Source organism: Roseibium porphyridii, from assembly GCF_026191725.2.
Lineage (GTDB): Bacteria > Pseudomonadota > Alphaproteobacteria > Rhizobiales > Stappiaceae > Roseibium > Roseibium porphyridii.
The window spans coordinates 3,364,991-3,386,261 of the sequence record NZ_CP120863.1 but is presented as its reverse complement, the minus strand read 5'-3'; the positions used below and the strand labels follow the sequence as shown (position 1 = coordinate 3,386,261).

Here is a 21,271-nt window from a genome sequence, read left to right as displayed (position 1 = left end):
CGGCATTCGTGAGGTGCCGCCGGAAGATGTTGGCCGCCGCCAAATCAGACAAAAATGGAGTAGGGCGAAAATGCGGATTTTGATCACCAACGATGACGGCATTCTGTCGGAAGGCCTGACGTCGCTTGAACGGATTGCCAGGTCCTTGTCCGACGATGTCTGGGTGATCGCGCCGGAAACAGATCAAAGCGGCGTTGCCCATTCGCTTACGCTCAATGATCCGCTGCGGCTTCGCCAACTTGATGATCGTCGCTTTGCGCTCAAAGGAACGCCGACTGATTGTGTGATAATGGGCGTTCGTCAGGTTCTGCCGGAAGCACCGGACCTTGTGCTTTCCGGTATCAACAGGGGGCAGAACCTTGCCGAGGACGTGACCTACTCAGGAACTGTTGCAGGCGCAATGGAAGCTGCCATCTTGGGCATTCGCTCAATTGCCGTTTCACAGGCTTATGATTGGGGCTTTGCTTCCCAAATTTCTTATGCACCGGCGGAAGCCCATGCGCCGGCTTTGTTCAGAAAGCTGATCGATTTTGATCTACCGCCATATTCGCTCCTCAACGTCAATTTTCCGTCTTGCGACGCGGAAGCGGTCAAGGGTGTGAAGGTGACCGTACAAGGACATCATGAACAGAGCGGGCTTTCGATAGATGCGCGTACAGATACACGCGGTGCGCCATACTACTGGTTACGGTTTCAGGACAGGGGCAACTCGGTTCTTGATAATTCAGACCTGCAGGCAATTGCAGATGGATATGTTTCCGTTTCACCGTTACGCATAGATCTGACAGCCCACGACTTGGTGAGTCGCCTGGCTGGAGCACTTCAATAATCCCGTATCGGGGAGCAATGCATGGCCGGACATCCGACCGGCGGAGAAGCAACGTCAGGATCCAAAGCACTCCCGGACGAGTCAGAGGCTCGCGCGGCGCTGGTTCTCGCTTTAAGACGGCGTGGGATCGGAGCCACAAACGTACTTGCTGCAATAGAAAGAGTGCCGCGCCGTTTGTTTCTGTCAGCACGGCATCACGGACTTGCCTACGAAGATGCAGCGTTGCCAATAGAATGTGGTCAGACTGTTTCCGCACCTTCATTGGTTGCCTTGACCATGCAGGCTCTCGACCTTTCTAACGAGCATGCGGTCCTGGAAATTGGTACTGGCTCAGGATATCAGGCTGCGATCCTGGCACATCTGGTTGGCCGGGTTGAGACACTGGATCGCTTTTCAACGCTGACCGACCTTGCAACACGCCGCTTCGCGGCCTTGAAACTTGCAAACGTCAATGCGCGTCAGGAAGACGGTTTTGAAGGGCTTCAGAAACAGGGACCTTTTGATCGCATTGTGGTCAATGCTGCAATCGAAGCCGTGCCGGATCCCTGGATACAGCAGTTAAAACCTGGCGGTCTTTTGATTGCGCCTGTCGGTCAGGCAAAGCAGCCTCAGCCTTTGATCAGGTTCCAGAAGACAGACAATGTCATGACGGCTGAGACACTCACCACAGTTCGCACAGTGATGTTGCAGCGTGGCTTGGCCAAGAAGCTGTAAGAGTATGGAATCAGATGGTCTCCAGGCCATTCCAAGTTGCGATTCTTGGAACAGCTTTTGCCTCAAATTTACTATGGTCAAGCAATCTGAGTTTTTCCGAACTGTTCGAAATACTGAGAAAACAGCGTTTTTCGCGACCTTTCCGCTCGGTCTTTAGCCTTTATAAACCTTACTGCCGTCTACTCTTAACCATAACAGTCATTGTTAGCGGTCAGAGTTTAGGCGATGAAAAAGCGGATGCGTACCCTCCGCGGGGATCTTTTGAGCAAGGTAGCGACGGTATCACTCCTTGCTGCCGTATTGGCGGGATGTTCCGGCGCGGTTGAACGATTTGGTGAACCTCCGTTTTATACCGGAAACACACAAAATCAGCGGAACATTCTGAACGGTGGCCAAAAGCAACCGACTTATCAGGATATCGTCAATGGTCCGGGAGGGACGAGTGCAGGTCTGCCGCAGTCAAATACTGCTCCTGCGACCACCGGTTCCATTCCTCAGAGAACATCGCAGATCAGCTCGGCACCTTTGCCCGCGCCTGCGCAATCTGGATCCCAGCCAATCAAGCCAGCACCCATCGCGGTGAAGCCAGCTCCTGAAATTTCGAGCGCTCCCGTGGTCTCTGCCGCGGCGGGGCAGGCGAAAAGCTGGAAAGGCTGGACATCAACTGGTGGTACCAGGGTCCAGGTCCGTCAGGGTGACAGTGTGCAATCCATGGCACGCCGATTTGGTGTTCCGGAAAAAGCTATAATGTCTGTCAACGGCATCAGCGATCCGAACCAGGTGCGTCCCGGACAAAGCATTATCATTCCGACGTATGTCTATTCTGAGCGTAATGGGTCGAGCAGCGTAAGTGCTGACAAGGTGCGATTGCCTAAGGCTGGCTCAAATGAACGCGTTGTTACCGGGTCCGTACCAACTGCAGTTGCTGGGATGCCCAAGCCGGATCGAAAGCCCTTCAGTCAACCGACTTTTGCTGACATCAGTCGGGGTGAGACCGTTGTCGAGGAAGTTGAAATCCTTCGTGTAAGCACTTTGCCCAAAAAGAAACCCTCGGGCTTTGGTCAGTCGCTTACGACAGCTTCGATCAAGAGCAATACTGCCGATGGAGTGCCTTCGCCAAGACGCCAACCTGGCTCTGGTGCAGTGACGCCAACGCCCGTTGCGGCAGCGCCTTCCGGTACAGTTGACAAGAACAGCTTACCGGCGCCGGCATTGACCGACGAGGCGAGGCCGACGGCTCCGATCAAGACACCAACCCAGGTTGCCAGTGTTCGTCCAGACGCAAACGTTTCTTCTGAGAAGTTTCGCTGGCCGGTGCGCGGTCGGATAATTTCCGACTTCGGCAGCAAACCAGGTGGTGGCAAAAACGAGGGCGTAAACCTCGCGGTTCCGGAAGGCACGCCGGTGAAAGCAGCAGATGGCGGTACCGTTATCTATTCAGGCAACGAACTCAAAGGATACGGCAATCTCGTGCTCGTAAGGCACGATGAGGGCTGGGTCTCTGCGTACGCTCACAACAGCGAATTGAAGGTTAAGCGTGGCGATACTGTCCGTCGTGGCGATGTTGTCGGTCTTGCCGGCAAGACCGGTTCGGTCAACCAACCGCAAGTTCATTTTGAATTGCGCAAAGGCAACAAGCCCGTCGACCCGCTTAATCACCTGCCACGCAGATAGTTTTCGACTACGGAAAAAGAAAGCCCGGTCAATTGGCCGGGCTTTTTTGTCAGCTAAGCGGCTTTCCGAGCCGTCCGGCCAGGTCTTGTATGAACTGATATGCGACGCGACCGGAGCGGCTACCACGCGTGGTTGCCCATTCTAGAGCCTCTGAACGCATTCGATCCTCATCGATTTGCAGTCCAAAGTGGGTCGCATAGCCACGCACCATGTCCAAATAGTCGTCCTGGCTGCATTTGTGAAAACCAAGCCAGAGACCGAACCGGTCCGAGAGCGATACTTTTTCTTCGACTGCTTCTGCCGGATTGATAGCTGTAGATCGTTCGTTTTCGATCATGTCACGTGGGAGCAGATGCCGGCGATTGGACGTGGCGTAGAAAATCACGTTGTCAGGCCGGCCTTCAATCCCGCCTTCCAGAACGGCTTTCAGCGATTTGTAGGACGTGTCGTCATTGTCGAAACTCAGATCGTCGCAAAAGACTATGAACCTGAGCGAGGACTTTCGGATCTCAGTCATAAGTTTGGGAAGCGATTCAATATCTTCTCGATGAATTTCTATCAGTTTCAAAGATGACGAACCGTTTTCAGCGTTGACCGACGCATGCGCAGCCTTGACCAGCGAAGACTTTCCCATGCCCCGTGCACCCCAAAGCAATGCATTGTTGGCCGGCAGCCCCTTCGCGAAACGTTTTGTATTTTCCAACAGCAGGTCACGGACATGTGAAACGGCGCAAAGAAGTGCGATATCGACTCGATTAACCTTCTTCACAGCTTGCAGCTCGCCTGGTTCGGGAACCCAGACAAACGCATCGGCGGAGTTCCAATCTGGTCGGCTGGCTTTAGCCGGGACTGCTCTGGCAACAAGCTCGATAAGGGAATCGAGTTTGGCGTTAAGTGCAGCGATGTCGTTTTGCGTGCTCATTCTTCTTGCAAGCCCTGTCAAAAAGGCCCATGTGAGGCCCTGAAAGTACCTGCGGTTGGAGTAACACGCAGACTGAAACACGAAAACGCCAGTTATTCCCATACCGGTACGCTGGAAACTGCTTGGAAAGCTTGAAAAGAAGCGCGCCGCCGTTATAGTCCGCGCCACCAGAATGAGAGCGTTTTTGCTTTGGGGTCAGGGTTTTCCCAAGCAATGAATAGCGCCACCTTAGGAGAATTGAATGTTCATCACCCCAGCCTATGCGCAGACCGCCGGAGCAGGTGGAATGGAATCCCTTCTTTACGGTCCGATTCCAATGATGGTCGCGCTGTTTGCGATCATGTATTTTCTGATTATTCGCCCACAACGGCAACGTATGAAACAGCACCAGGAATTGGTTTCGAACCTGCGTCGTGGCGACACGGTCGTTACTTCCGGTGGTTTGATCGGCAAAGTGGCAAAGGTCGTTGATGATGGCGAAATTCAGCTGGAACTGTCTGAAGGTGTGAAAGTGCGCGTTGTTCGCGGCATGGTTCAGGAAGTCCGCTCAAAGACTGAGCCTGTCAAAGACAACGGCTAAGAGCCCGTTCCGCCGTTCAGATATTATTGCCGGGCCGGTCTGATGTCGGCCCGGGCGCTATTAAGGCTTGACTATGCTCTATTTCGCTCGCTGGAAAATCGCGCTGATCGTGATTGTGGTTGCTGCAGGCATCCTGACCACGCTGCCGAATTTCTTTTCCCAAAAACAGCTTGAAAGCTGGCCAGATTTCCTGCCGAAGAGCCAAATGGTTCTGGGGCTTGATCTTCGAGGGGGCGCGTATCTCCTCTATGAAGTCGATCAGCAGGATTACATCCAAAAGCGCATGAAGGCGCTTGTCAGCGATATCCGGGCAACGTTGCGGGAAAATCCCAGAATTGGCTACACCGGACTTGGTGTGCAAGGGGAGACGGCCCAGGTTCGTATTCGCGACCTGACCCGGCTCGGCGAGGCGGAAGAGCGGCTTGAACCGCTGGTCAACCCGCTCGTATCCAACCTGTTCGGCGGTCAACCGGTCAATGAATTTGCGATGGCGGTTTCTGACGACGGCCTTGTTCGGTTCACTTACACCGAACAAGGGCTGGAAGATCGCCTGACCAACATTGTTCAACAGTCGATTGAGGTCATTCGACGCCGCGTTGATGAACTGGGAACGACCGAACCCAGCATCCAGAGACAAGGCGCAGACCGAATTCTGGTCGAAGCGCCTGGCGAAGATGATCCGGAACGCCTGAAAGACGTGATCGGAACGACTGCGCAGCTGACGTTCCACATGGTCGACACTTCCATGTCCGGTGATCAGGCGCTTCAGAACCGCCCTCCGGTTGGAACTATTGTGCTGATGTCGGTGGACGATCCGCCGATACCGTATTTGCTGGAAGAAGTGCCACTTCTCGCTGGTGAGGATCTGGTCGATGCGCAGGTCAGCTTCGACCAACGCAACAACGAACCCGTGGTCAACTTCCGGTTCAACCAATCCGGTGCGCGTGAATTTGCCCGTATTTCGACGCAGAATGTGAACAGGGCGTTCGCAATCGTGCTTGACAACGAAGTCATCTCAGCACCGGTCATTCGAGAGCCGATCACCGGAGGTTCTGGACAGATTTCCGGCAACTTTACCGTCGATAGTGCCAACAACCTCGCAGTTCTGCTGCGTGCGGGTGCACTTCCGGCTCAGTTGACAGTCATCGAGGAACGCTCGATTGGTCCAGGACTTGGTGCGGATTCAGTTGAAGCTGGCCGGATCGCCTCGATCATCGCAGGCGCTGCCGTGATCATCTTCATGATCCTGGCGTATGGCCGGTTCGGCGTAATCGCCGACCTCGCTCTGACGGCCAATATATTCCTGATTTTCGGTGCGCTCACATTTCTTCAGGCAACGCTGACCCTTCCGGGTATTGCAGGGATCGTATTGACAATCGGTATGGCGGTGGATGCCAACGTGCTGATTTTTGAGCGAATACGAGAGGAATCAAGAGCTGGGCGATCCGTCATATCAGCCATTGATGCCGGTTACAGTCGGGCTCTGGGCACAATTCTTGACGCCAACATCACCACACTTATCGCAGCTGTCATCCTGTTCCAGCTTGGGTCGGGACCAGTACGCGGTTTCGCGGTGACGCTTGCGATCGGGATTTTCACGACTGTCTTCTCAGCCTTCACCTTCAGTCGGCTATTGGTGGCTCTTTGGATCCGCCAGCGTCGTCCGTCGAAATTGCCGATCTGAGCCGGGAGAAATATCATGTTGCTGAGACTTGTTCCGGACAACACCAACATCAAGTTCATGTGGCTGCGGAAAGCCAGTTTTCCGCTGTCCATCGTCCTCGTCATCGCCTCGCTGGCAGGATTTTTCCTCGTCGGTATGAACTACGGCATCGACTTCAAGGGCGGAACGATCATCGAGATCAAGACCGATGGTCCGGCTGATATCGGTGCCATTCGTTCCGAATTGGGTGAACTCAATCTGGGTGACGTCCAAGTCCAGGAGTTCGGTGCATCCGACGACATCCTGATCCGTGTCGAGGAACAGCCTGGCGGAGAACTGGCGCAGCAATCGGTCGTCCAGCGCATCCGTACCATTTTTGAAGACGACAATGTCGACTTCCGCCGTGTGGAAGTTGTGGGGCCGCGCGTTTCCGGAGAACTGGCGCAGGCGGGCGCGATCGCGGTGATCGCTTCCTTGTTGGCCATAATGTTCTATATCTGGTTCCGCTTCGAATGGCATTTCGCCATAGGTGCAATCCTGACAACTGCCAATGACGTGGTGATTACCATTGGCTTATTCGTGCTGCTTCAGCTGGATTTCTCGTTGTCGAGTATCGCGGCGGTTCTAACCATTATCGGCTATTCGCTCAACGATACCGTTGTGGTCTATGACCGGATTCGTGAAAATCTTCGAAAATACAAGAAGCGTCCGTTGGCCGATATTCTTGATCAGTCCATCAACGAAACATTGTCGAGGACGACCATGACGTCCGTGACGACTCTTTTGGCACTGATTTCACTCTATGTCTTTGGCGGTGAGGTCATCCAATCCTTCACGCTTGCCATGATTTTCGGCATTGTTATCGGCACCTATTCGTCCATCTTCCTGGCAGCACCATTCCTGATCCTGCTGAACCTGCGACCAGACGCAATGTCGTCGAAGGATGATGATGGCAAGAAGGGATCGGATGCCGAGGCGACTGCATAGGGCTGGTTGGTAGTGGAAATCCGGGACGCGCATTTTCCGGGGCGAGCGCCGCTGGATGCCTATGGCGAAGGCGGCTTTCGTTTTGCCGAGATGTCTCATCGCGGATCGCTGCTGTGCGTCCCTAGCGGGATTTACGGCTGGGATGTCAGCGCACCCGAGAACTTCTCTCAAAATGCGTTTGAGAAGGTTTTCCAGGAACAGGAGGACATTGAGGTCTTGCTGGTCGGTACGGGGACAGAGCTGCGCCTCTTGCCGCAAGATCTCAAGACTTTGTTTCGCGAGGCAGGTATTCTGGCGGACCCAATGTCGACCGGTGCAGCCGTACGCACATTCAATGTTCTTTTGTCGGAAGACAGGGCTGTTGCCGCGGCCCTTCTGGCGGTGGACTGACAACCGAACCGGACCATATGTGCAGATATGACCACTGACTTTGATCACGCGGCCGATATTGCACGCCAATTCGACAAGGATCGTTATTTAAGCGCTCTTCTAGCGCCCGAGAAGTTCCGCCCGGGTCTCATGGCGCTTTATGCCTACAGTGCCGAACTTGCTCGAATTCGTGAATTGGTATCTGAACCATTGCCGGGGGAAGTTCGGCTGCAATGGTGGCGCGATCTTCTTGAAGGCACAGAACATGGGGCGGCCGCCTCTAATCCGGTTGCGAATGCTCTACTGGAAACGATTGCTCAGTTTCAATTGCCCAGGCAAAGTCTGATCGCCATGACCGAGGCGCGAATATTCGACCTCTACAACGATCCGATGCCATCTCTGAATGATCTAGAAGGATACGCAGGCGAGACCGCCTCTGGTCTCATTCAATTGGCGTGCTTGGTCCTCAACGACGGCAAGGATCCTGGCACAGCGACGGCAGCGGGTCATGCCGGGGTTGCTTATGCTTTGACCGGCTTGATGCGAGCATTGCCCTGGCACGCGGCCCGACAGCAAATGTATCTGCCGAAGGACTTGCAGGAACGCCACAATCTGGATCCGGCAACTGTATTCAAAGGTGAGACCACACCTCAACTGCTCGCGGTTCTAACCGAACTTCGTGCCCATGTGCGTCATCATCTCGAGCGGGTGAGGGCAGTATCCGGAAATGTGCCTGGCACCTGCGCTGCGGCTTTCCTTCCACTTGTGTTGGTCGAGCCCTTTTTGCAGAAATTGGAGGCAACCGGTTTTGACCCGCTTAAGCAAAGCGCAGACTTGTCGCAATTGAAGCGTCAATGGGTCATGTGGCGCGCCAGACGAAACGTATTTGGAAGGCTTTAAAAAGCTGGGCTGGTCACTGCAAGAAGCCTATTCGGCTGCAGTTTGTTGCAGATCCAAACTCGATTTCCAGGCAAGAAAGTCGACTTTTGCGCGGTCGGTCAGGGCTCGTTTTTTCGCCCTTGTCTTGTCTTTTCCTTTCAGGCGTTTGCCATCCTCATCCTTTGTGGGCGCTTCGATAGGAGGAAAGAGACCAAAATTGACATTCATTGGCTGAAATGAACCAGGTTTTCCAGCGCCATCCTCTCGGCTTATATGACCACCTGTAATGTGGCCGAGCAGAGCGCCCATTGCTGTGGTGTCAGGCGGGGTGAGAATGTCTTGGCCGCGCGTCTCTCGAACTGCAAACAATCCGGCCATACAGCCGACGCTTGCCGATTCAACATAGCCTTCACAGCCTGTTATCTGGCCGGCAAACCGCATGCGCGGATCAGCTTTGAGGCGTAGGGATTTGTCCAGAACCTTCGGCGAGTTCAAAAAGGTATTGCGATGCAGGCCGCCCAGTCGGGCAAACTGTGCATTTTCAAGGCCGGGTATCATTTTGAAAATTTCAGCCTGTGCGCCGTATTTAAGTTTGGTCTGGAATCCGACCATGTTGTAGAGCGTGCCTAGGGCGTTATCCTGCCTCAGCTGAACCACGGCATAAGCTTTGACATCAGGATTGTGGGCGTTGGTGAGCCCCATTGGTTTCATGGGGCCGTGTCGAAGTGTTTCGCGGCCACGCGCAGCCATTACCTCGATGGGAAGGCAGCCGTCGAAATAGGGTGTATTGGCTTCCCACTCCTTGAAATCGGCCGTATCCCCGGCAATCAGGGCATCAATGAACGCTTCGTACTGGTCTTTGTCCAACGGGCAGTTGAGATAGTCTTTGCCCGTGCCGCCCGGCCCAACCTTATCGTATCGCGACTGGAACCAGGCTTTGGAAAGATCAACGGAATCAAAGTGAACGATAGGTGCAATGGCGTCGAAAAACGCAAGGGCATCTTCGCCGCTCAGGTCCAGCACTGAATGCGACAGAGCTGGGGAGGTGAGTGGCCCAGTAGCAACAATTACCTTGTCCCAGTCTTCAGGCGGAAGACCTGCAACTTCGGCGCGGTCGATTGTAATTCTTGGGTGATCTTCGAGCGCTTTTGTCACCGCGTTTGAAAAACCTTCGCGATCGACTGCCAGTGCGCTGCCTGCAGGCACTTGATTGGCATCCGCCGAGGCCATGATCAGCGAACCGAGTTGACGAAGTTCATGATGTATCAGGCCAACGGCATTCTGTTCGTTGTCGTCGGACCGGAAAGAGTTGGAGCAGACGAGTTCAGCCAAGCCATCCGTCTGGTGCGCGTCTGTTTTTCTGACCGGGCGCATCTCGTGCAGTATGACGTCAATTCCGGCCTGGGCGATCTGCCAAGCGGCTTCCGAGCCGGCAAGGCCACCGCCGATTACATGAATGGGGTTCATTGGTCTTCCCTGGGAGCAATGCCGACAATGAGAGGCTTATTCACGCCACGCGCCGGTTCGAACACTGAGTTAGTGATTATCTACATTCAATGCCAACTGCAATCGTTTCCCAACAAACCCCTGGATCTGTGCAAAGCTGGAATCTGGCGGATATCTGCCAGGTGGATCTTCGATTTGCGACGGGCGAGTGGCTATGTACAGTCTTATCTTGCCTCGAACTCGTCTATTTTCTCGCCGAACACTTCTGAGAGTGGGCGTGCGAAAGCTGGCAGATCCATGCAGCCAGCACGTACCGTACAAAAAAACAGGAGTTCAATGTCTTCCGGCATTTCAACACCACTTGATTTAAGGTGCAGTCCATAAACCACTATTCTATTTGCAACTGAGAGATCTATTGCTTCTGCAATATCAGGATCAAGGTATTGATCACTCCAAGTGTCCCATCGCAGTTTTCCGTCAAACGCAGAATTGAGATGGTGAAAACATAGAATGCTGATGTCTGTCAGAAACGAGTAGATGATATTGCGCCCGTCAAAGGTCGCAACCCAATCTGATTTGCTCACCTTACTGAGATGCCTGGGAGCATGAGCGACGGAAACAGGCACCAGAACCTGCTCGATCAAGACACCTATATCATCCAGTTTCTGGAAAAAGTCGCGCCATCCGAGATTTGAAACTTCAATGCCATGGTCATTCAAAAATGCGGTTGAAATTTCTAAGCGCTCATCATGAACTTGGTACAGATGTTTTATGTTGGCCTCGACTTGCTCGATACTCAACTTGCCAGGGTCGCCGGGAAAAGGCCGATTAAATGATGGGTAGGAAGAAAAAATCTCTGGTGGTTCGTTCCGGCTCCCAAAGACACTGAACATCTGCATCGAACCTTTTAATGGGGACCAGCTAAACCCATGGACCGTAATAGACTTTCTGCCGAAGCCCGCCTTGTCCGCATGGCTGAAACTAGTGCCGAATGCATCAGGCGTGCAAGTGAATAAGTCCGCTGAGGCTGGCTAGCCGTTCTTTGAGATTGGATGGCCCAAGCTCCATCGCAAAGGCGTGAGCTCTTCACTTTTTTCAGGCCACAGGACTCAAATGTCGGGTCTGGCGAGCACAGGAGGAAAGGTTGCATAGCGGTTCTTGTCACTGCGGTCGGGTCGCGTTTCTGGTCGATGCAACAATCGATCACGCACGTCAATGCGATTGTACAATATGCAGAAAACGAGGGCTACTGACGTTCAGGGTGTCCAACGATGCGCTTCAACTGAAATGCGACTTGGCGGACCTGCTCCAATATCGTTGGGGAACAAGAACAGCTGTCGACTATTTCTGCCCAATTTGCGGTGTTTTGCCGTTCCGGCGACCCAGCCAGCTGACGCTTGAGGAAAGAACAGCTGGTCTGGACCCATTCGACGGTTGGTCCATAAATCTCAGATGCATCGATGAAATTGATCTCGACGCGTTGCCGAAGCGCCGGATTTTCGGAAGTCGTCTGCAAATCTGAGCAAGTTTCGGGAGTTGCAAGCTTCTTGGAACAGTTGACCCATGACCGGTCGTTGAGAATTGAGCAAGAATGCGTCTGGGACGTTTTTTGAAAGAACGCTCTCTGAAATCCGGACACAAAAAAACGCCTGCCGATGGGAGGAGGATCCGGCAGGCGTTTTTTTTGATCCTACGCGGTTGGCGTAGGTCTGCAGTCAGGAACTTGGGAGGAGGATAGCTCCAGACTGCTTATACTTATTTCGCGGACATACGTGCGTAGTGGCTGATGTCTGCGCGAGCAATACCCAGGTCGTTCAGTTCCCGGTTGCTCAGGTTGGACAGCTCGTCATATGTCTGACGGAAGCGTTTCCAGTTGTTGTATTTGCGAACAACGTTATCGATCATTTTTTAGGCCTTTCGCTATATCTGTGGCCATGGCACCGCGGATCGGCGTCTGGCCCGTTCATCTCTTACGTTTTTGAAGATAGTGATATTGTGCACTGCGAGGTAGAGGGAAAATCGCGTGACTGATATGCATTTTTTGCAGATCAACTTGCTCTTAAACCATTTGAATTCCTAGCGCACACCCTTTTGACGCATAGCTTTGGCTGCGCTCTTTCGCAGTTGCGAAGAGGCAGGATGTGGGAATTAAAACAGGGGAAAGAAACAGACCGCTAGACAAACGAACGCCCGCCAGCGGGAGGAGGTGCTGGCGGGCGTCGTTTCGACGTGACAGGGCTGGGAGGAGGATGCCCTGCGTGTCACACGTCCGTTGGCTGGGAGGAGGATGCCTCGGGACGCGATTCTAAACTGTGTTAGCCGTAGTGACGGCGAGCGACGAATTTAATATCGCTCCGGCTGATGCCGAGGTCGGTGAGTTCGCGATTGGAAAGACGAGACAGCTCATCGACCGCACGGCGGTAGCTCACCCAGTTGCTGTACTTCTGTCGCACAGTATCAAACATCTTCTTGTTCCTTATTCGGCGAGTGGCCTCAACCGCTCGCTCCGTTGTTGATCCATGATATAATTCACCGAGTGAAATAAAAGAAGTGCCATCTCTGCATGACAGGCATGCGTTTGATGCAATGCAAAAAAATTCGCTCGGTGAAATCAGTGTGATTAAAAAAACACACTGCAAATCAACAAATTAATAGATAGGGTGCAGTGCACATATTTCAAGAGTGTGTCACGCCAATCCGCTGTTAGGGCGTTATTCGGCTGCGTCAGAAGTTTGCTGCGGACGTCGTTGCAACAATTCGCGCAAAAACTGACCGGTGTAGCTTTGTTCAGCTTCTGCCACGTCCTCGGGGCGCCCTGTCGCCACAATTGTGCCACCGCCGTCTCCGCCTTCCGGACCAAGATCTATGATCCAGTCTGCCGTCTTGATGACTTCCAGATTGTGTTCGATTACGAGAACCGTGTTCCCCTGATCGACCAGCTCATGCAAAACGTCCAGCAGCTTGGCGACATCATGGAAATGCAGACCGGTTGTCGGCTCGTCCAATATATAAAGCGTGCGGCCCGTGGAGCGTTTTGAGAGTTCTTTCGCGAGCTTGACCCGCTGCGCTTCGCCTCCAGAGAGCGTGGTTGCCTGCTGACCAACCTTGATATAGCCGAGCCCGACCCTTGCGAGCGTCTCCATCTTGTCCCGGACTGCAGGGACCGCTGCAAAGAACTCTGCCGCCTCTTCAACGGTCATATCGAGCACATCGGCGATGGATTTGCCTTTGAATTCAACTTCCAGCGTTTCGCGGTTGTAACGTCTGCCTTGGCAAACGTCACAGGTGACATAGACATCTGGCAGGAAATGCATCTCAATCTTTATGACGCCATCGCCCTGACAGGCTTCACAGCGACCGCCCTTGACGTTGAACGAAAACCTGCCGGGTTGATAGCCACGTGCTTTTGCTTCGGGCATGCCGGCAAACCATTCCCGTATGGGCGTGAATGCGCCGGTATAGGTGGCCGGATTCGATCTTGGCGTTCGTCCGATTGGGGACTGATCGATATCGATCACCTTGTCCAGCACCTCAAGCCCTTCGATCCGGTCATGCGGAGCAGGGTTGTCGCGAGCACCATTCAGTCGACGTGCCGCGGCCTTATATAAGGTGTCTATCAGGAAGGTCGATTTTCCACCGCCGGAGACACCCGTGACGCAAGTGAACGTACTGAGCGGCACGTCCACATTGACGTCTTTCAGATTGTTTCCGCGCGCGCCTTTGACCGAAAGTTGCCGCTTCTTGTTTATCTTGCGTCGTCCATCCGCCCTGGAAATCATGCGTGTGCCAGACAAATACTCACCGGTGAGGGACTTCGGGTTCGCCATGACTTCGGCAGGGGTGCCTTTCGCAACCACTTGACCACCATGAACACCAGCACCTGGACCGACATCGACAACATAGTCCGCCGTAAGGACAGCGTCTTCATCGTGTTCAACCACGATGACAGTGTTGCCGAGGTCGCGCAGATGCTTCAGCGTTTCCAGCAGTCTGGCATTGTCTCGCTGATGAAGGCCAATTGAGGGTTCGTCCAGCACATAAAGAACACCCGTAAGCCCAGAGCCGATTTGCGAAGCCAGCCGGATACGCTGGCTCTCGCCACCGGAAAGGGTCCCGGAAGCACGTGAAAGTGTCAGATACTCCAACCCGACATCATTCAGAAATTTCAGTCTCTCGCGGATTTCCTTCAAGATCCGACCGGCGATTTCGCTTTGTTTTTCATTCAGTTGCGCAGGAAGCTCTTCAAACCAGTCACTTGCAAGTCGAATAGAATTCTCGGTTATTTCACCGATATGTTTTCCGGCAATCTTGACCGCCAATGCTTCTGGCTTCAGGCGAAAACCACTGCATGCCGGGCATGCATGGTCTGATTGAAACCGGCTGAGCTCTTCGCGTACCCATGTGCTCTCGGTTTCGCGCCAACGTCGTTCGATGTTACCGATTACGCCTTCGAACGTCTTTTCAGTCCGATAGCTTCTCACACCATCGTCATAGACAAATTCGATCGCGTCTTTTCCTGTCCCATGCAGTATGGCGTCCTGCACCTCAGATGGGAGGTCTTTCCAGGGAGTTGCCATCGAAACTTTGAAGTGTCCGCAAAGAGCCTCAAGCGTCTGGGTGTAATAAGGCGATGTCGATCCCGTCTTTGCCCAGGGCAAGACGGCGCCCTCTCGTAGCGAGAGGGAATGATCAGGGACAACCAGGTCTTCCTCGAACGCCAAAGTGGTGCCAAGCCCGTCACACGTCGGGCAGGCGCCGAACGGATTGTTAAAGGAAAAGAGCCGCGGCTCTATCTCCGGAATAGTGAAACCGGATACCGGGCAGGCAAATTTTTCAGAAAAAATCAGTCTTTTCGGATCGCCGTTTTCTTCAACCTGATCGGCAAATTCCGCGATTGCGATGCCATCGGCGAGTTTCAGTGCGGTCTCCAGAGAGTCAGCAAGTCTGCCCGCGATATCATCGCGCACGACTATACGGTCCACGACAACATCGATGTCATGCTTGAATTTCTTGTCGAGCGCCGGAGCATCCGCAATTTCGTAGAAGGTGCCGTCAATCTTGACGCGCTGGAAGCCCTTTTTCATCAGCTCGGCCAGCTCTTTACGATATTCGCCCTTTCTGCCGCGCACCATTGGTGCAAGCAGATAAAGCCTTGCGCCTTCGTCAAGATCCATGACCCTGTCGACCATCTGGCTCACAGTTTGACTTTCGATGGGCAGTCCGGTCGCCGGCGAATAGGGAACACCAACCCGTGCGAACAACAGGCGCATGTAGTCGTAAATTTCAGTGACCGTGCCTACGGTTGAGCGCGGGTTACGGCTCGTTGTCTTTTGCTCGATTGAAATGGCAGGCGAAAGACCGTCAATTTGATCCACGTCAGGCTTCTGCATCATTTCCAGGAACTGACGTGCGTAAGCGGAGAGACTTTCAACGTAGCGCCGCTGCCCTTCGGCATATATCGTATCGAACGCAAGCGACGACTTGCCCGATCCCGATAGTCCGGTCATGACTATCAGCCGGTCGCGAGGCAAGTCCAGGTCCACGCCTTTGAGGTTGTGCTCACGGGCACCCCTGACACTGATCACCTTGGTCGGGTCATTTTTCCAGCTGTTGTCCGACTTGGGTGTCTTGGGCTTGGTCATTCTTGTGTTTCCTGAAGGCCTGCACAGGCAATCGTATCGGCATGAGCAGGGAACTTTGATATCGGTGTGGCAAGTTTTTCCTGCCCGGATATAACAGTTTCCACCGGCGCTTCCAGTGGTCCAAATTCATGTTGCTGGAAGACTGGCATCTTTCCTTGGTGTTCGATTGAATCGGTTTTACAGAAATGATAAGAACAAAACAAGTACACGAGATATGCCGCGTCAGGAAGCTTGCTCTGATAGGGTCTAAATGCAGGCGCTTGCAAGAGTATCTTCCTGACAGCCTTTGGAGCAATCGTTGGGCTGCAGTGCTCCGTGCGCTCTGGTTATCTACTTTGAGATCGCTCCACGGTGCTGAGGCTGGCAAGAAAGATTGCGCTATGCCTCGTTAGCCAGGGCTGGCCTGTGGAAAATGAGCGCTTGTGCGGGAAAAAGCGGGCGAAGCTGTTGGCAGGCCGTTAGGGTTCTGGTTCAAGCCGCGAAGCCGGTGGCACGGTTGGACATCGACATGTTTGCCGAGAAGTGAACTGTCTTGTGATGTCAAACCGCAGAATGAAAAACAGGAGAGCAGAATGGCGGGCAGCGTCAATAAGGTAATTTTGGTTGGAAATCTGGGGGCAGACCCGGAAATCCGTCGGACTCAGGACGGTCGGCCGATTGCCAATCTGCGGATCGCGACGTCGGAATCCTGGAGAGACCGCAACAGCGGTGAGCGTCGGGAAAAAACCGAATGGCACCGGGTTGTCATCTTCAACGAAGGTCTGTGCAAGGTGGCTGAGCAATATCTGCGCAAAGGATCCAAGATCTATCTTGAAGGTCAATTGCAGACCCGCAAGTGGCAGGATCAGTCAGGTCAGGACCGCTATTCGACCGAAGTTGTGCTGCAAGGTTTCAACTCCAACCTGACTATGCTCGACGGGCGCGGTGAGGGCGGTGGCCAACCAGGTGGATTGCCAGACTACGGAAACGACCAGGGCGGCGGTTTCGGCGGAGGCTCCGGTAGTGGCGGAGGCTATGGCGGTGGCCAGAGCGGCGGCGGTTTCGGAGGTCCTTCGAGTGGTGGCGGTGGTGCCGGCCCGATGGACGATGAGATTCCATTCTAATCAAACGATAAAGGCACGAGAGGCCCTGTTTTAACAGGGGCCTCGTGTGTCCTCTGGTCATCCGCCGACATGCGGATCATACGGTGTGCTCGGATCGTCGACGCCGTCATAATATTCCTCCGAAGTACCCAGACCGCAATGATAGACGGCTTCTTCCGCACGGGTGTCTCCACCTGTGATCGGAGCACCATTATGATGTGCCAGCTCATGAATAATGGTCGCCAAAACCATCCAGCGTCCCATGTTGAATGCACGGTCGCCAATGGCGATTTCACCGGTTGGTACATGGATCTCTCCATGCAGTGGAGAAATGGTCGGGCCATAGTTCACCCAGATCGAACTGTCGTTGATCATAGCTGACAAGCTGCGCCCCTTGGGCAGGGTGCGGAAATAGGCATTGCAGGACGGATTGTTCTTGACCATCCGAAACAACTTGTTCCTTGCCCATTTGCATTTCGAATATTTCGAAGAATCGAAACTTGTATATTTCCAGATTGGCGAGGAATGGTCGCCGACATTGAACTGGAACGGCATTTTGCCTTCTCCTTTTGGCTCACGTTTTCGTGAGCTCTTATAGGAGCGCAGCGTTGTGCATATCGTGATGGCCATCACGCCCTGGCCGAATACTGCGAATGACGCACTCAGAAAGTGAGTGCATTTTCAATTGCATCTTCTGGTGGGTGAAATCGAGGCAATAACGTCACACTGAATTGAATTCAAAATCTGTGCACGACGCCCGCTCTTAACCATCTTCAGAAGCTTGATATAGTATCAACGAATTGAATTGGAATGATTTGCCCAGGCAGTGCGGCGGAAAAAGCCCTGCTTTTGCCTGGTGAATACACCAAACGCGACACAATTTCCCGGCAGAACGAACCGGGTGGCGTTTTTTCCTTGGCAGGGAATGAGAACATCCGGTCACCGTGGGCGCGCTGCCGGACCAAATTGACTTTAGTTTTCGGGTTGGAACAATGCGAACAGACACATCAGCGAATTGCAAGCAGGTTGGTGCCAAAGGCAAGACCGCCGTCAAGAGCCGCGCAGGAACCTTTTTCGGCACATCCTTGAAAACCGGCCTTATGGCTTCGGTGCTTGCGACAGGCTTTGCCATTGCACCTGTGGAACCGGCATCCGCCCAGAATTTCTTTCAGCGCCTCTTCAATCCGGAGCATCAGCGCCGCGAGCAGGAACGGCTTCGCCAGGAAGAGCTCAAAAGGAAGGTTTCGAAGGTGCGGGTCTCCGCTCCACGCTATTTGAATTATCGACCCGATGATTGGAAGCAGCTGCCGCTCGGAGAATTGTCTGAAAAGAAAACCGCAGAAATTCAGCCTGCGGCCCAGAGTGTCGAAGCCGGCGACCCGGCAACCCTGGACGCAGAACCGGCCACTGTTGTTCCTGTTGTACTGACCGCATTTGATGAAGCACGCCCCGCGTTGAAAGACATGACCCTGATGGGACTTCCAGAGGTTGGGGAAGCTCTTGTCGCATTTTATCGCGAACATCCCGATTTTGCCTGGACTGAGGACGGTCAACCGACAGCCAAGGCAAAGCAGCTCCGTGACGCACTCGAAAAGGCCGGTGACTTCGCCCTCAATCCGGCAGACTATTTTGTGCCGCTTCCAGAAGCCTCAGGTGCGGAAGAGGCCAATCAAGATGCTGCGACAATGCAGTTCGAGATGGCGCTCAGCGCTGCCGCACTGACCTATGTTCTGGATGCCAAGCGTGGCCGCGTCGACCCCAACCGGATTTCGCAATATCACGATCTGCCTCGCCATGATGTTGATCTGGTTGCTGCGCTTGAAAATCTGAAATCTGCAACGAATATTGCTGAAACCCTTCAATCAAACCAGCCGCAAAATTCCCATTTCAAAGAGTTGACCGCTGAACTTGAGCGTTTGAAGGCTGAAGACGAAGCAACCGATCAGATCGTGATAGCGCCCGGGACTTTCCTGAAGGCAGGCAAGTCCAGTCCGGAGATGAAAAACATCGTTGCTGCTATCCAAAAGAACGGATCGGTTGAGTTGAGGACCGCCCACTCCGGAACGCTGGAAGCGTATGAAGGTGACGACCTCTATTCACCTGAACTGGTCGAGTTGGTCAAAGCCTTTCAAAAGGAAAACAAACTGACGCCAGACGGTATTGTCGGCAAGAACTCGATCAAGGCCATGGTCGGAGAAACCAATGCTGCAAAGATCGCCAAAGTTGAACTGGCAATGGAGCGCAGCCGCTGGATGCCGGAAGAACTTGGCGAGCGGAAAGTCTTCATCAACCAGCCGGCATTTACCGCAACATACAGCGCCCCAGGGGAAGATCCCCTGTCGATGCGTGTCGTGGTTGGCAAAAAGTCCAACCAGACCAATTTCTTCTACGACAAGATCGAAATCGTGGAATACAACCCGTACTGGGGCGTGCCGTATTCGATTATCGTCAACGAGATGTTGCCTAAACTGGCAAAGGACCCGAGCTATCTGGATCGTGCGGGATACGAAGTGACAACGGCTGGAGGGCGGAAAGTATCGTCTTCGTCCGTCAATTGGTATGCCGTCGCTTCAAAACAACAGACGATCAATGTCCGCCAATATCCAGGTCGTTCGAATGCGCTTGGAGAGGTGAAGATACTTTTCCCGAACAGGCACCATATCTACATGCACGACACTCCCTCAAAGAGTCTTTTCAACAAAGACGTGAGGGCGTTCAGCCACGGCTGTATTCGTCTCCATGACCCAAAGGCCATGGCGGCGGCGGTGCTGGGGAAATCGAAAGATTATGTCAGCTCACGTATTTCGGCTGGACAGAACGAACAGGAGAAAGTGACCGGAGACCTCCCTGTTTACGTTTCCTACTTTACTGCCTGGCCAGAACTTGACGGTACAATCGCCTATTATACCGATATTTATGACCGCGATCGGCACCTCTTGAAGGCGCTTGAAAAAACCGAAGCGGTTAGGGCGAAAGCACGCGCGTCCTAAGCACAGACTCAATGCAAAAAACAAAGGCCGCTGGATAACAATCCGGCGGCCTTTTTAGTTAACACAGGATCTGCGAGTGTCAGGATTAACCTTTGAGGCAATCCGACAAGGAATTCGCTAGGCTTTGCAGCAGGTTCGGGTAAAGGTCCGGTCCATTTTCAAGGCCGGTGCCGAGAGGGTCAAGCGTGCCTTTTTGAGCACTGCTGCCTTCCATAACAACATCAACGAGCTTGGCATCGAATTGCGGCTCCTGGAAAACGCAAGTCACCTCCAGATCGCGTATTCGACCCTGGATATCAGCGACCCGATCAGCACTGGACAGCGCTTCAGGTGAGATCGTGATCGAACCACTCGCTTCGATGTCAAAATGATGTTCGAAATGATGATAGGCATCGTGGAATACGATGAACTTCTTGCCTTCAACCGGGTGGAGTTGTTCTTCAATTTTGCCTTCAAGTGCTTCGATTTTCGCCTGGAATGCAGTCGCATTCTCACGATACTTTTCAGCGTTTGTCGGGTCTACCTCAGCAAGCTTTTCTGCCATTGCGCCAGCAATTGCGATTCCGTTGTCTGGATTTAACCAGATATGCGGGTCGCCAGCATGGTCCGAGTGGTCATGCCCAGCATGTTCTTCATGCTTGTCGTGATCATGGTCGTCATGGTCCGCATGGCCTTCATCGTGGTCATGCTCTTCTTCCGCGTGAGCATGTTCCTCATGATCGCCATGTTTCTCCTTGTCATGATCGTCATGGGCATGTTCGTCATGGCTGTCGCCGTGCTTGTGCTCATCTTCAGCATGCGCGTGTTCTTCATGCTTATCGTGATCATGGTCATCATGAGCATGTTCGTCATGATGTTCTTCTTCATGCTCTTCATGGGAAGCTTCTTCAGCTCCATGATCGTGCCCATGCCCATGCCCATGGTCATGATCATGTGAATCGAAGTCTTTGCCTTCCCGAATGCCAAGGTGACTAACATCTTTAACATCCATGAAACTCAGAACTTCGGCGTCACTCGCCATCGAACTGATGGGCTTTTCCAATGACGGCGTTAGTTGCGGGCCAACCCAAAAGACGACATCTGCGCCTTCCAGAAGAGAAGCCTGAGATGGTTTCAGCGCAAAACCATGCGGTGAAGCCGCGCCATCGATCAAGATGTGCGGTGTTCCAACACCATCCATAACGGCGGCCGCGATAGAGTGAATCGGCTTGATGGTGGTGACGACGTTCGGGCTTTCAGCAAACGCAGTGGAACTAAGCAACGCACTTGCAGCGACGCTCGCAAGCGCGGTCGCAACGAATGTCTTGCGGCCTCGAGCCGTAGCACCTTTGGTATCGGATTTGTCAATCATGCGGGGAGTACTCGATTTGATGTAACAATGTAACGCGTAATTTTATAACGTTTGTGTATTGGCTTCGCAAGTGATCTAGATCCGAGAGTCTTGCAAGACTACTGGAGAAGACTTGGATTGAATTCGTCAGGCGGTTAAGGTCG

At 53.4% G+C, this 21,271-nt stretch carries 20 protein-coding genes; 11 read left to right on the top strand and 9 right to left on the bottom strand.

Features of this window, described 5'->3' with window-relative positions; translation table 11 throughout:
- Nucleotides 1-70: 70 nt before the first annotated feature.
- From surE to K1718_RS15740, 3 genes are all read left to right on the top strand, one after another.
- Entirely contained in the window at nt 71-829 is a 759-nt protein-coding gene (gene surE / locus K1718_RS15750; protein ID WP_265681638.1) for a 5'/3'-nucleotidase SurE, read from the top strand.
- Nucleotides 830-850: 21 nt separating this feature from the next.
- A complete protein-coding gene (locus tag K1718_RS15745; protein WP_152501853.1) occupies nt 851-1,543 on the top strand; it encodes a protein-L-isoaspartate(D-aspartate) O-methyltransferase in 693 nt (230 codons plus the stop codon).
- 237 nt (nt 1,544-1,780) lie between these two features.
- Nucleotides 1,781-3,217 carry a peptidoglycan DD-metalloendopeptidase family protein gene (locus K1718_RS15740; protein WP_209006589.1) on the top strand — a complete coding sequence of 479 codons (1,437 nt, stop codon included), beginning with the start codon at nt 1,781-1,783 and terminating at the stop codon, nt 3,215-3,217.
- Between the two features lie 49 nt (nt 3,218-3,266).
- Here K1718_RS15740 and K1718_RS15735 read toward each other — a convergent pair whose 3' ends face one another.
- Nucleotides 3,267-4,139, bottom strand: a complete 873-nt coding sequence (locus K1718_RS15735) for an ATP-binding protein (RefSeq protein WP_265681640.1) — start codon at nt 4,137-4,139, stop codon at nt 3,267-3,269.
- A gap of 241 nt (nt 4,140-4,380) precedes the next feature.
- On the opposite strand from K1718_RS15735, the gene yajC reads away from it, so the two are divergent.
- The 5 genes from yajC (at nt 4,381) to K1718_RS15710 (ending at nt 8,638) form a co-directional block, all read left to right on the top strand.
- The gene (gene yajC / locus K1718_RS15730; protein WP_152501850.1) at nt 4,381-4,719 is read left to right on the top strand and encodes a preprotein translocase subunit YajC; all 339 of its coding nucleotides are present in this window, start codon (nt 4,381-4,383) and stop codon (nt 4,717-4,719) included.
- 73 nt (nt 4,720-4,792) lie between these two features.
- The gene (gene secD / locus K1718_RS15725; protein WP_247649426.1) at nt 4,793-6,403 is read left to right on the top strand and encodes a protein translocase subunit SecD; all 1,611 of its coding nucleotides are present in this window, start codon (nt 4,793-4,795) and stop codon (nt 6,401-6,403) included.
- A gap of 15 nt (nt 6,404-6,418) precedes the next feature.
- Nucleotides 6,419-7,369 carry a protein translocase subunit SecF gene (gene secF, locus K1718_RS15720; protein WP_247649248.1) on the top strand — a complete coding sequence of 317 codons (951 nt, stop codon included), beginning with the start codon at nt 6,419-6,421 and terminating at the stop codon, nt 7,367-7,369.
- Between the two features lie 12 nt (nt 7,370-7,381).
- The gene (locus K1718_RS15715; RefSeq protein ID WP_265681642.1) at nt 7,382-7,759 is read left to right on the top strand and encodes an Mth938-like domain-containing protein; all 378 of its coding nucleotides are present in this window, start codon (nt 7,382-7,384) and stop codon (nt 7,757-7,759) included.
- A 27-nt stretch (nt 7,760-7,786) separates the two neighbouring features.
- On the top strand, nt 7,787-8,638 hold the full coding sequence (locus K1718_RS15710; protein WP_265681644.1) for a phytoene/squalene synthase family protein: 852 nt from the start codon (nt 7,787-7,789) through the stop codon (nt 8,636-8,638).
- A 27-nt stretch (nt 8,639-8,665) separates the two neighbouring features.
- Here the strand turns inward: K1718_RS15710 and trmFO are convergent, their stop codons facing one another.
- Both trmFO and K1718_RS15700 read right to left on the bottom strand, forming a co-directional pair.
- Nucleotides 8,666-10,084, bottom strand: a complete 1,419-nt coding sequence (gene trmFO / locus K1718_RS15705; protein ID WP_265681645.1) for a methylenetetrahydrofolate--tRNA-(uracil(54)-C(5))-methyltransferase (FADH(2)-oxidizing) TrmFO — start codon at nt 10,082-10,084, stop codon at nt 8,666-8,668.
- 203 nt (nt 10,085-10,287) lie between these two features.
- On the bottom strand, nt 10,288-10,962 hold the full coding sequence (locus K1718_RS15700; protein WP_265681646.1) for a hypothetical protein: 675 nt from the start codon (nt 10,960-10,962) through the stop codon (nt 10,288-10,290).
- A 245-nt stretch (nt 10,963-11,207) separates the two neighbouring features.
- Here K1718_RS15700 and K1718_RS27590 point away from each other — a divergent pair, with 245 nt between their 5' ends.
- Nucleotides 11,208-11,585, top strand: coding sequence for a GFA family protein (locus tag K1718_RS27590; protein WP_470424750.1), 378 nt, complete (start codon nt 11,208-11,210; stop codon nt 11,583-11,585).
- Nucleotides 11,586-11,818: 233 nt separating this feature from the next.
- Here K1718_RS27590 and K1718_RS15690 read toward each other — a convergent pair whose 3' ends face one another.
- From K1718_RS15690 to K1718_RS15675, 4 genes are all read right to left on the bottom strand, one after another.
- Nucleotides 11,819-11,968 carry a DUF1127 domain-containing protein gene (locus K1718_RS15690; RefSeq protein ID WP_152501844.1) on the bottom strand — a complete coding sequence of 50 codons (150 nt, stop codon included), beginning with the start codon at nt 11,966-11,968 and terminating at the stop codon, nt 11,819-11,821.
- Nucleotides 11,969-12,378: 410 nt separating this feature from the next.
- The gene (locus K1718_RS15685; RefSeq protein WP_152501843.1) at nt 12,379-12,528 is read right to left on the bottom strand and encodes a DUF1127 domain-containing protein; all 150 of its coding nucleotides are present in this window, start codon (nt 12,526-12,528) and stop codon (nt 12,379-12,381) included.
- 246 nt (nt 12,529-12,774) lie between these two features.
- Complete coding sequence (uvrA, locus tag K1718_RS15680; protein WP_265681649.1) at nt 12,775-15,705, bottom strand: excinuclease ABC subunit UvrA; 2,931 nt, start codon at nt 15,703-15,705, stop codon at nt 12,775-12,777.
- Nucleotides 15,702-15,971, bottom strand: a complete 270-nt coding sequence (locus tag K1718_RS15675) for a hypothetical protein (protein ID WP_265681651.1) — start codon at nt 15,969-15,971, stop codon at nt 15,702-15,704. Before K1718_RS15675 ends, uvrA begins: the two co-directional genes overlap by 4 nt.
- Nucleotides 15,972-16,277: 306 nt before the next feature.
- On the opposite strand from K1718_RS15675, the gene K1718_RS15670 reads away from it, so the two are divergent.
- Nucleotides 16,278-16,808 carry a single-stranded DNA-binding protein gene (locus K1718_RS15670; RefSeq protein WP_152501840.1) on the top strand — a complete coding sequence of 177 codons (531 nt, stop codon included), beginning with the start codon at nt 16,278-16,280 and terminating at the stop codon, nt 16,806-16,808.
- 57 nt (nt 16,809-16,865) lie between these two features.
- On the opposite strand, the gene K1718_RS15665 is transcribed toward K1718_RS15670, so the two are convergent.
- Nucleotides 16,866-17,342: a hypothetical protein gene (locus tag K1718_RS15665; RefSeq protein WP_152501839.1), complete on the bottom strand. Its 477-nt coding sequence runs from the start codon at nt 17,340-17,342 to the stop codon at nt 16,866-16,868.
- 437 nt (nt 17,343-17,779) lie between these two features.
- Between K1718_RS15665 and K1718_RS15660 the strand changes: the two genes are divergently transcribed.
- On the top strand, nt 17,780-19,777 hold the full coding sequence (locus K1718_RS15660; RefSeq protein WP_265681654.1) for a L,D-transpeptidase family protein: 1,998 nt from the start codon (nt 17,780-17,782) through the stop codon (nt 19,775-19,777).
- Between the two features lie 85 nt (nt 19,778-19,862).
- Here the strand turns inward: K1718_RS15660 and K1718_RS15655 are convergent, their stop codons facing one another.
- Nucleotides 19,863-21,128: a zinc ABC transporter substrate-binding protein gene (locus tag K1718_RS15655; RefSeq protein WP_265681656.1), complete on the bottom strand. Its 1,266-nt coding sequence runs from the start codon at nt 21,126-21,128 to the stop codon at nt 19,863-19,865.
- Between the last annotated feature and the right edge of the window lie 143 nt (nt 21,129-21,271).

Bases quoted from the DNA above. Each gene is read 5' to 3' on its own strand.
- secD (WP_247649426.1), top strand. From the start codon at position 4,793: ATGCTCTATTTCGCTCGCTGGAAAATCGCGCTGATCGTGATTGTGGTT.
- K1718_RS15710 (WP_265681644.1), top strand. From the start codon at position 7,787: ATGACCACTGACTTTGATCACGCGGCCGATATTGCACGCCAATTCGAC.
- K1718_RS15700 (WP_265681646.1), bottom strand. From the start codon at position 10,962: ATGCAGATGTTCAGTGTCTTTGGGAGCCGGAACGAACCACCAGAGATT.
- surE (WP_265681638.1), top strand. From the start codon at position 71: ATGCGGATTTTGATCACCAACGATGACGGCATTCTGTCGGAAGGCCTG.
- K1718_RS15670 (WP_152501840.1), top strand. From the start codon at position 16,278: ATGGCGGGCAGCGTCAATAAGGTAATTTTGGTTGGAAATCTGGGGGCA.
- K1718_RS15665 (WP_152501839.1), bottom strand. From the start codon at position 17,342: ATGCCGTTCCAGTTCAATGTCGGCGACCATTCCTCGCCAATCTGGAAA.
- K1718_RS15685 (WP_152501843.1), bottom strand. From the start codon at position 12,528: ATGTTTGATACTGTGCGACAGAAGTACAGCAACTGGGTGAGCTACCGC.
- trmFO (WP_265681645.1), bottom strand. From the start codon at position 10,084: ATGAACCCCATTCATGTAATCGGCGGTGGCCTTGCCGGCTCGGAAGCC.
- K1718_RS15745 (WP_152501853.1), top strand. From the start codon at position 851: ATGGCCGGACATCCGACCGGCGGAGAAGCAACGTCAGGATCCAAAGCA.
- K1718_RS15660 (WP_265681654.1), top strand. From the start codon at position 17,780: ATGCGAACAGACACATCAGCGAATTGCAAGCAGGTTGGTGCCAAAGGC.
- K1718_RS15735 (WP_265681640.1), bottom strand. From the start codon at position 4,139: ATGAGCACGCAAAACGACATCGCTGCACTTAACGCCAAACTCGATTCC.
- yajC (WP_152501850.1), top strand. From the start codon at position 4,381: ATGTTCATCACCCCAGCCTATGCGCAGACCGCCGGAGCAGGTGGAATG.
- K1718_RS15655 (WP_265681656.1), bottom strand. From the start codon at position 21,128: ATGATTGACAAATCCGATACCAAAGGTGCTACGGCTCGAGGCCGCAAG.
- K1718_RS15690 (WP_152501844.1), bottom strand. From the start codon at position 11,968: ATGATCGATAACGTTGTTCGCAAATACAACAACTGGAAACGCTTCCGT.
- uvrA (WP_265681649.1), bottom strand. From the start codon at position 15,705: ATGACCAAGCCCAAGACACCCAAGTCGGACAACAGCTGGAAAAATGAC.
- secF (WP_247649248.1), top strand. From the start codon at position 6,419: ATGTTGCTGAGACTTGTTCCGGACAACACCAACATCAAGTTCATGTGG.
- K1718_RS15740 (WP_209006589.1), top strand. From the start codon at position 1,781: ATGCGTACCCTCCGCGGGGATCTTTTGAGCAAGGTAGCGACGGTATCA.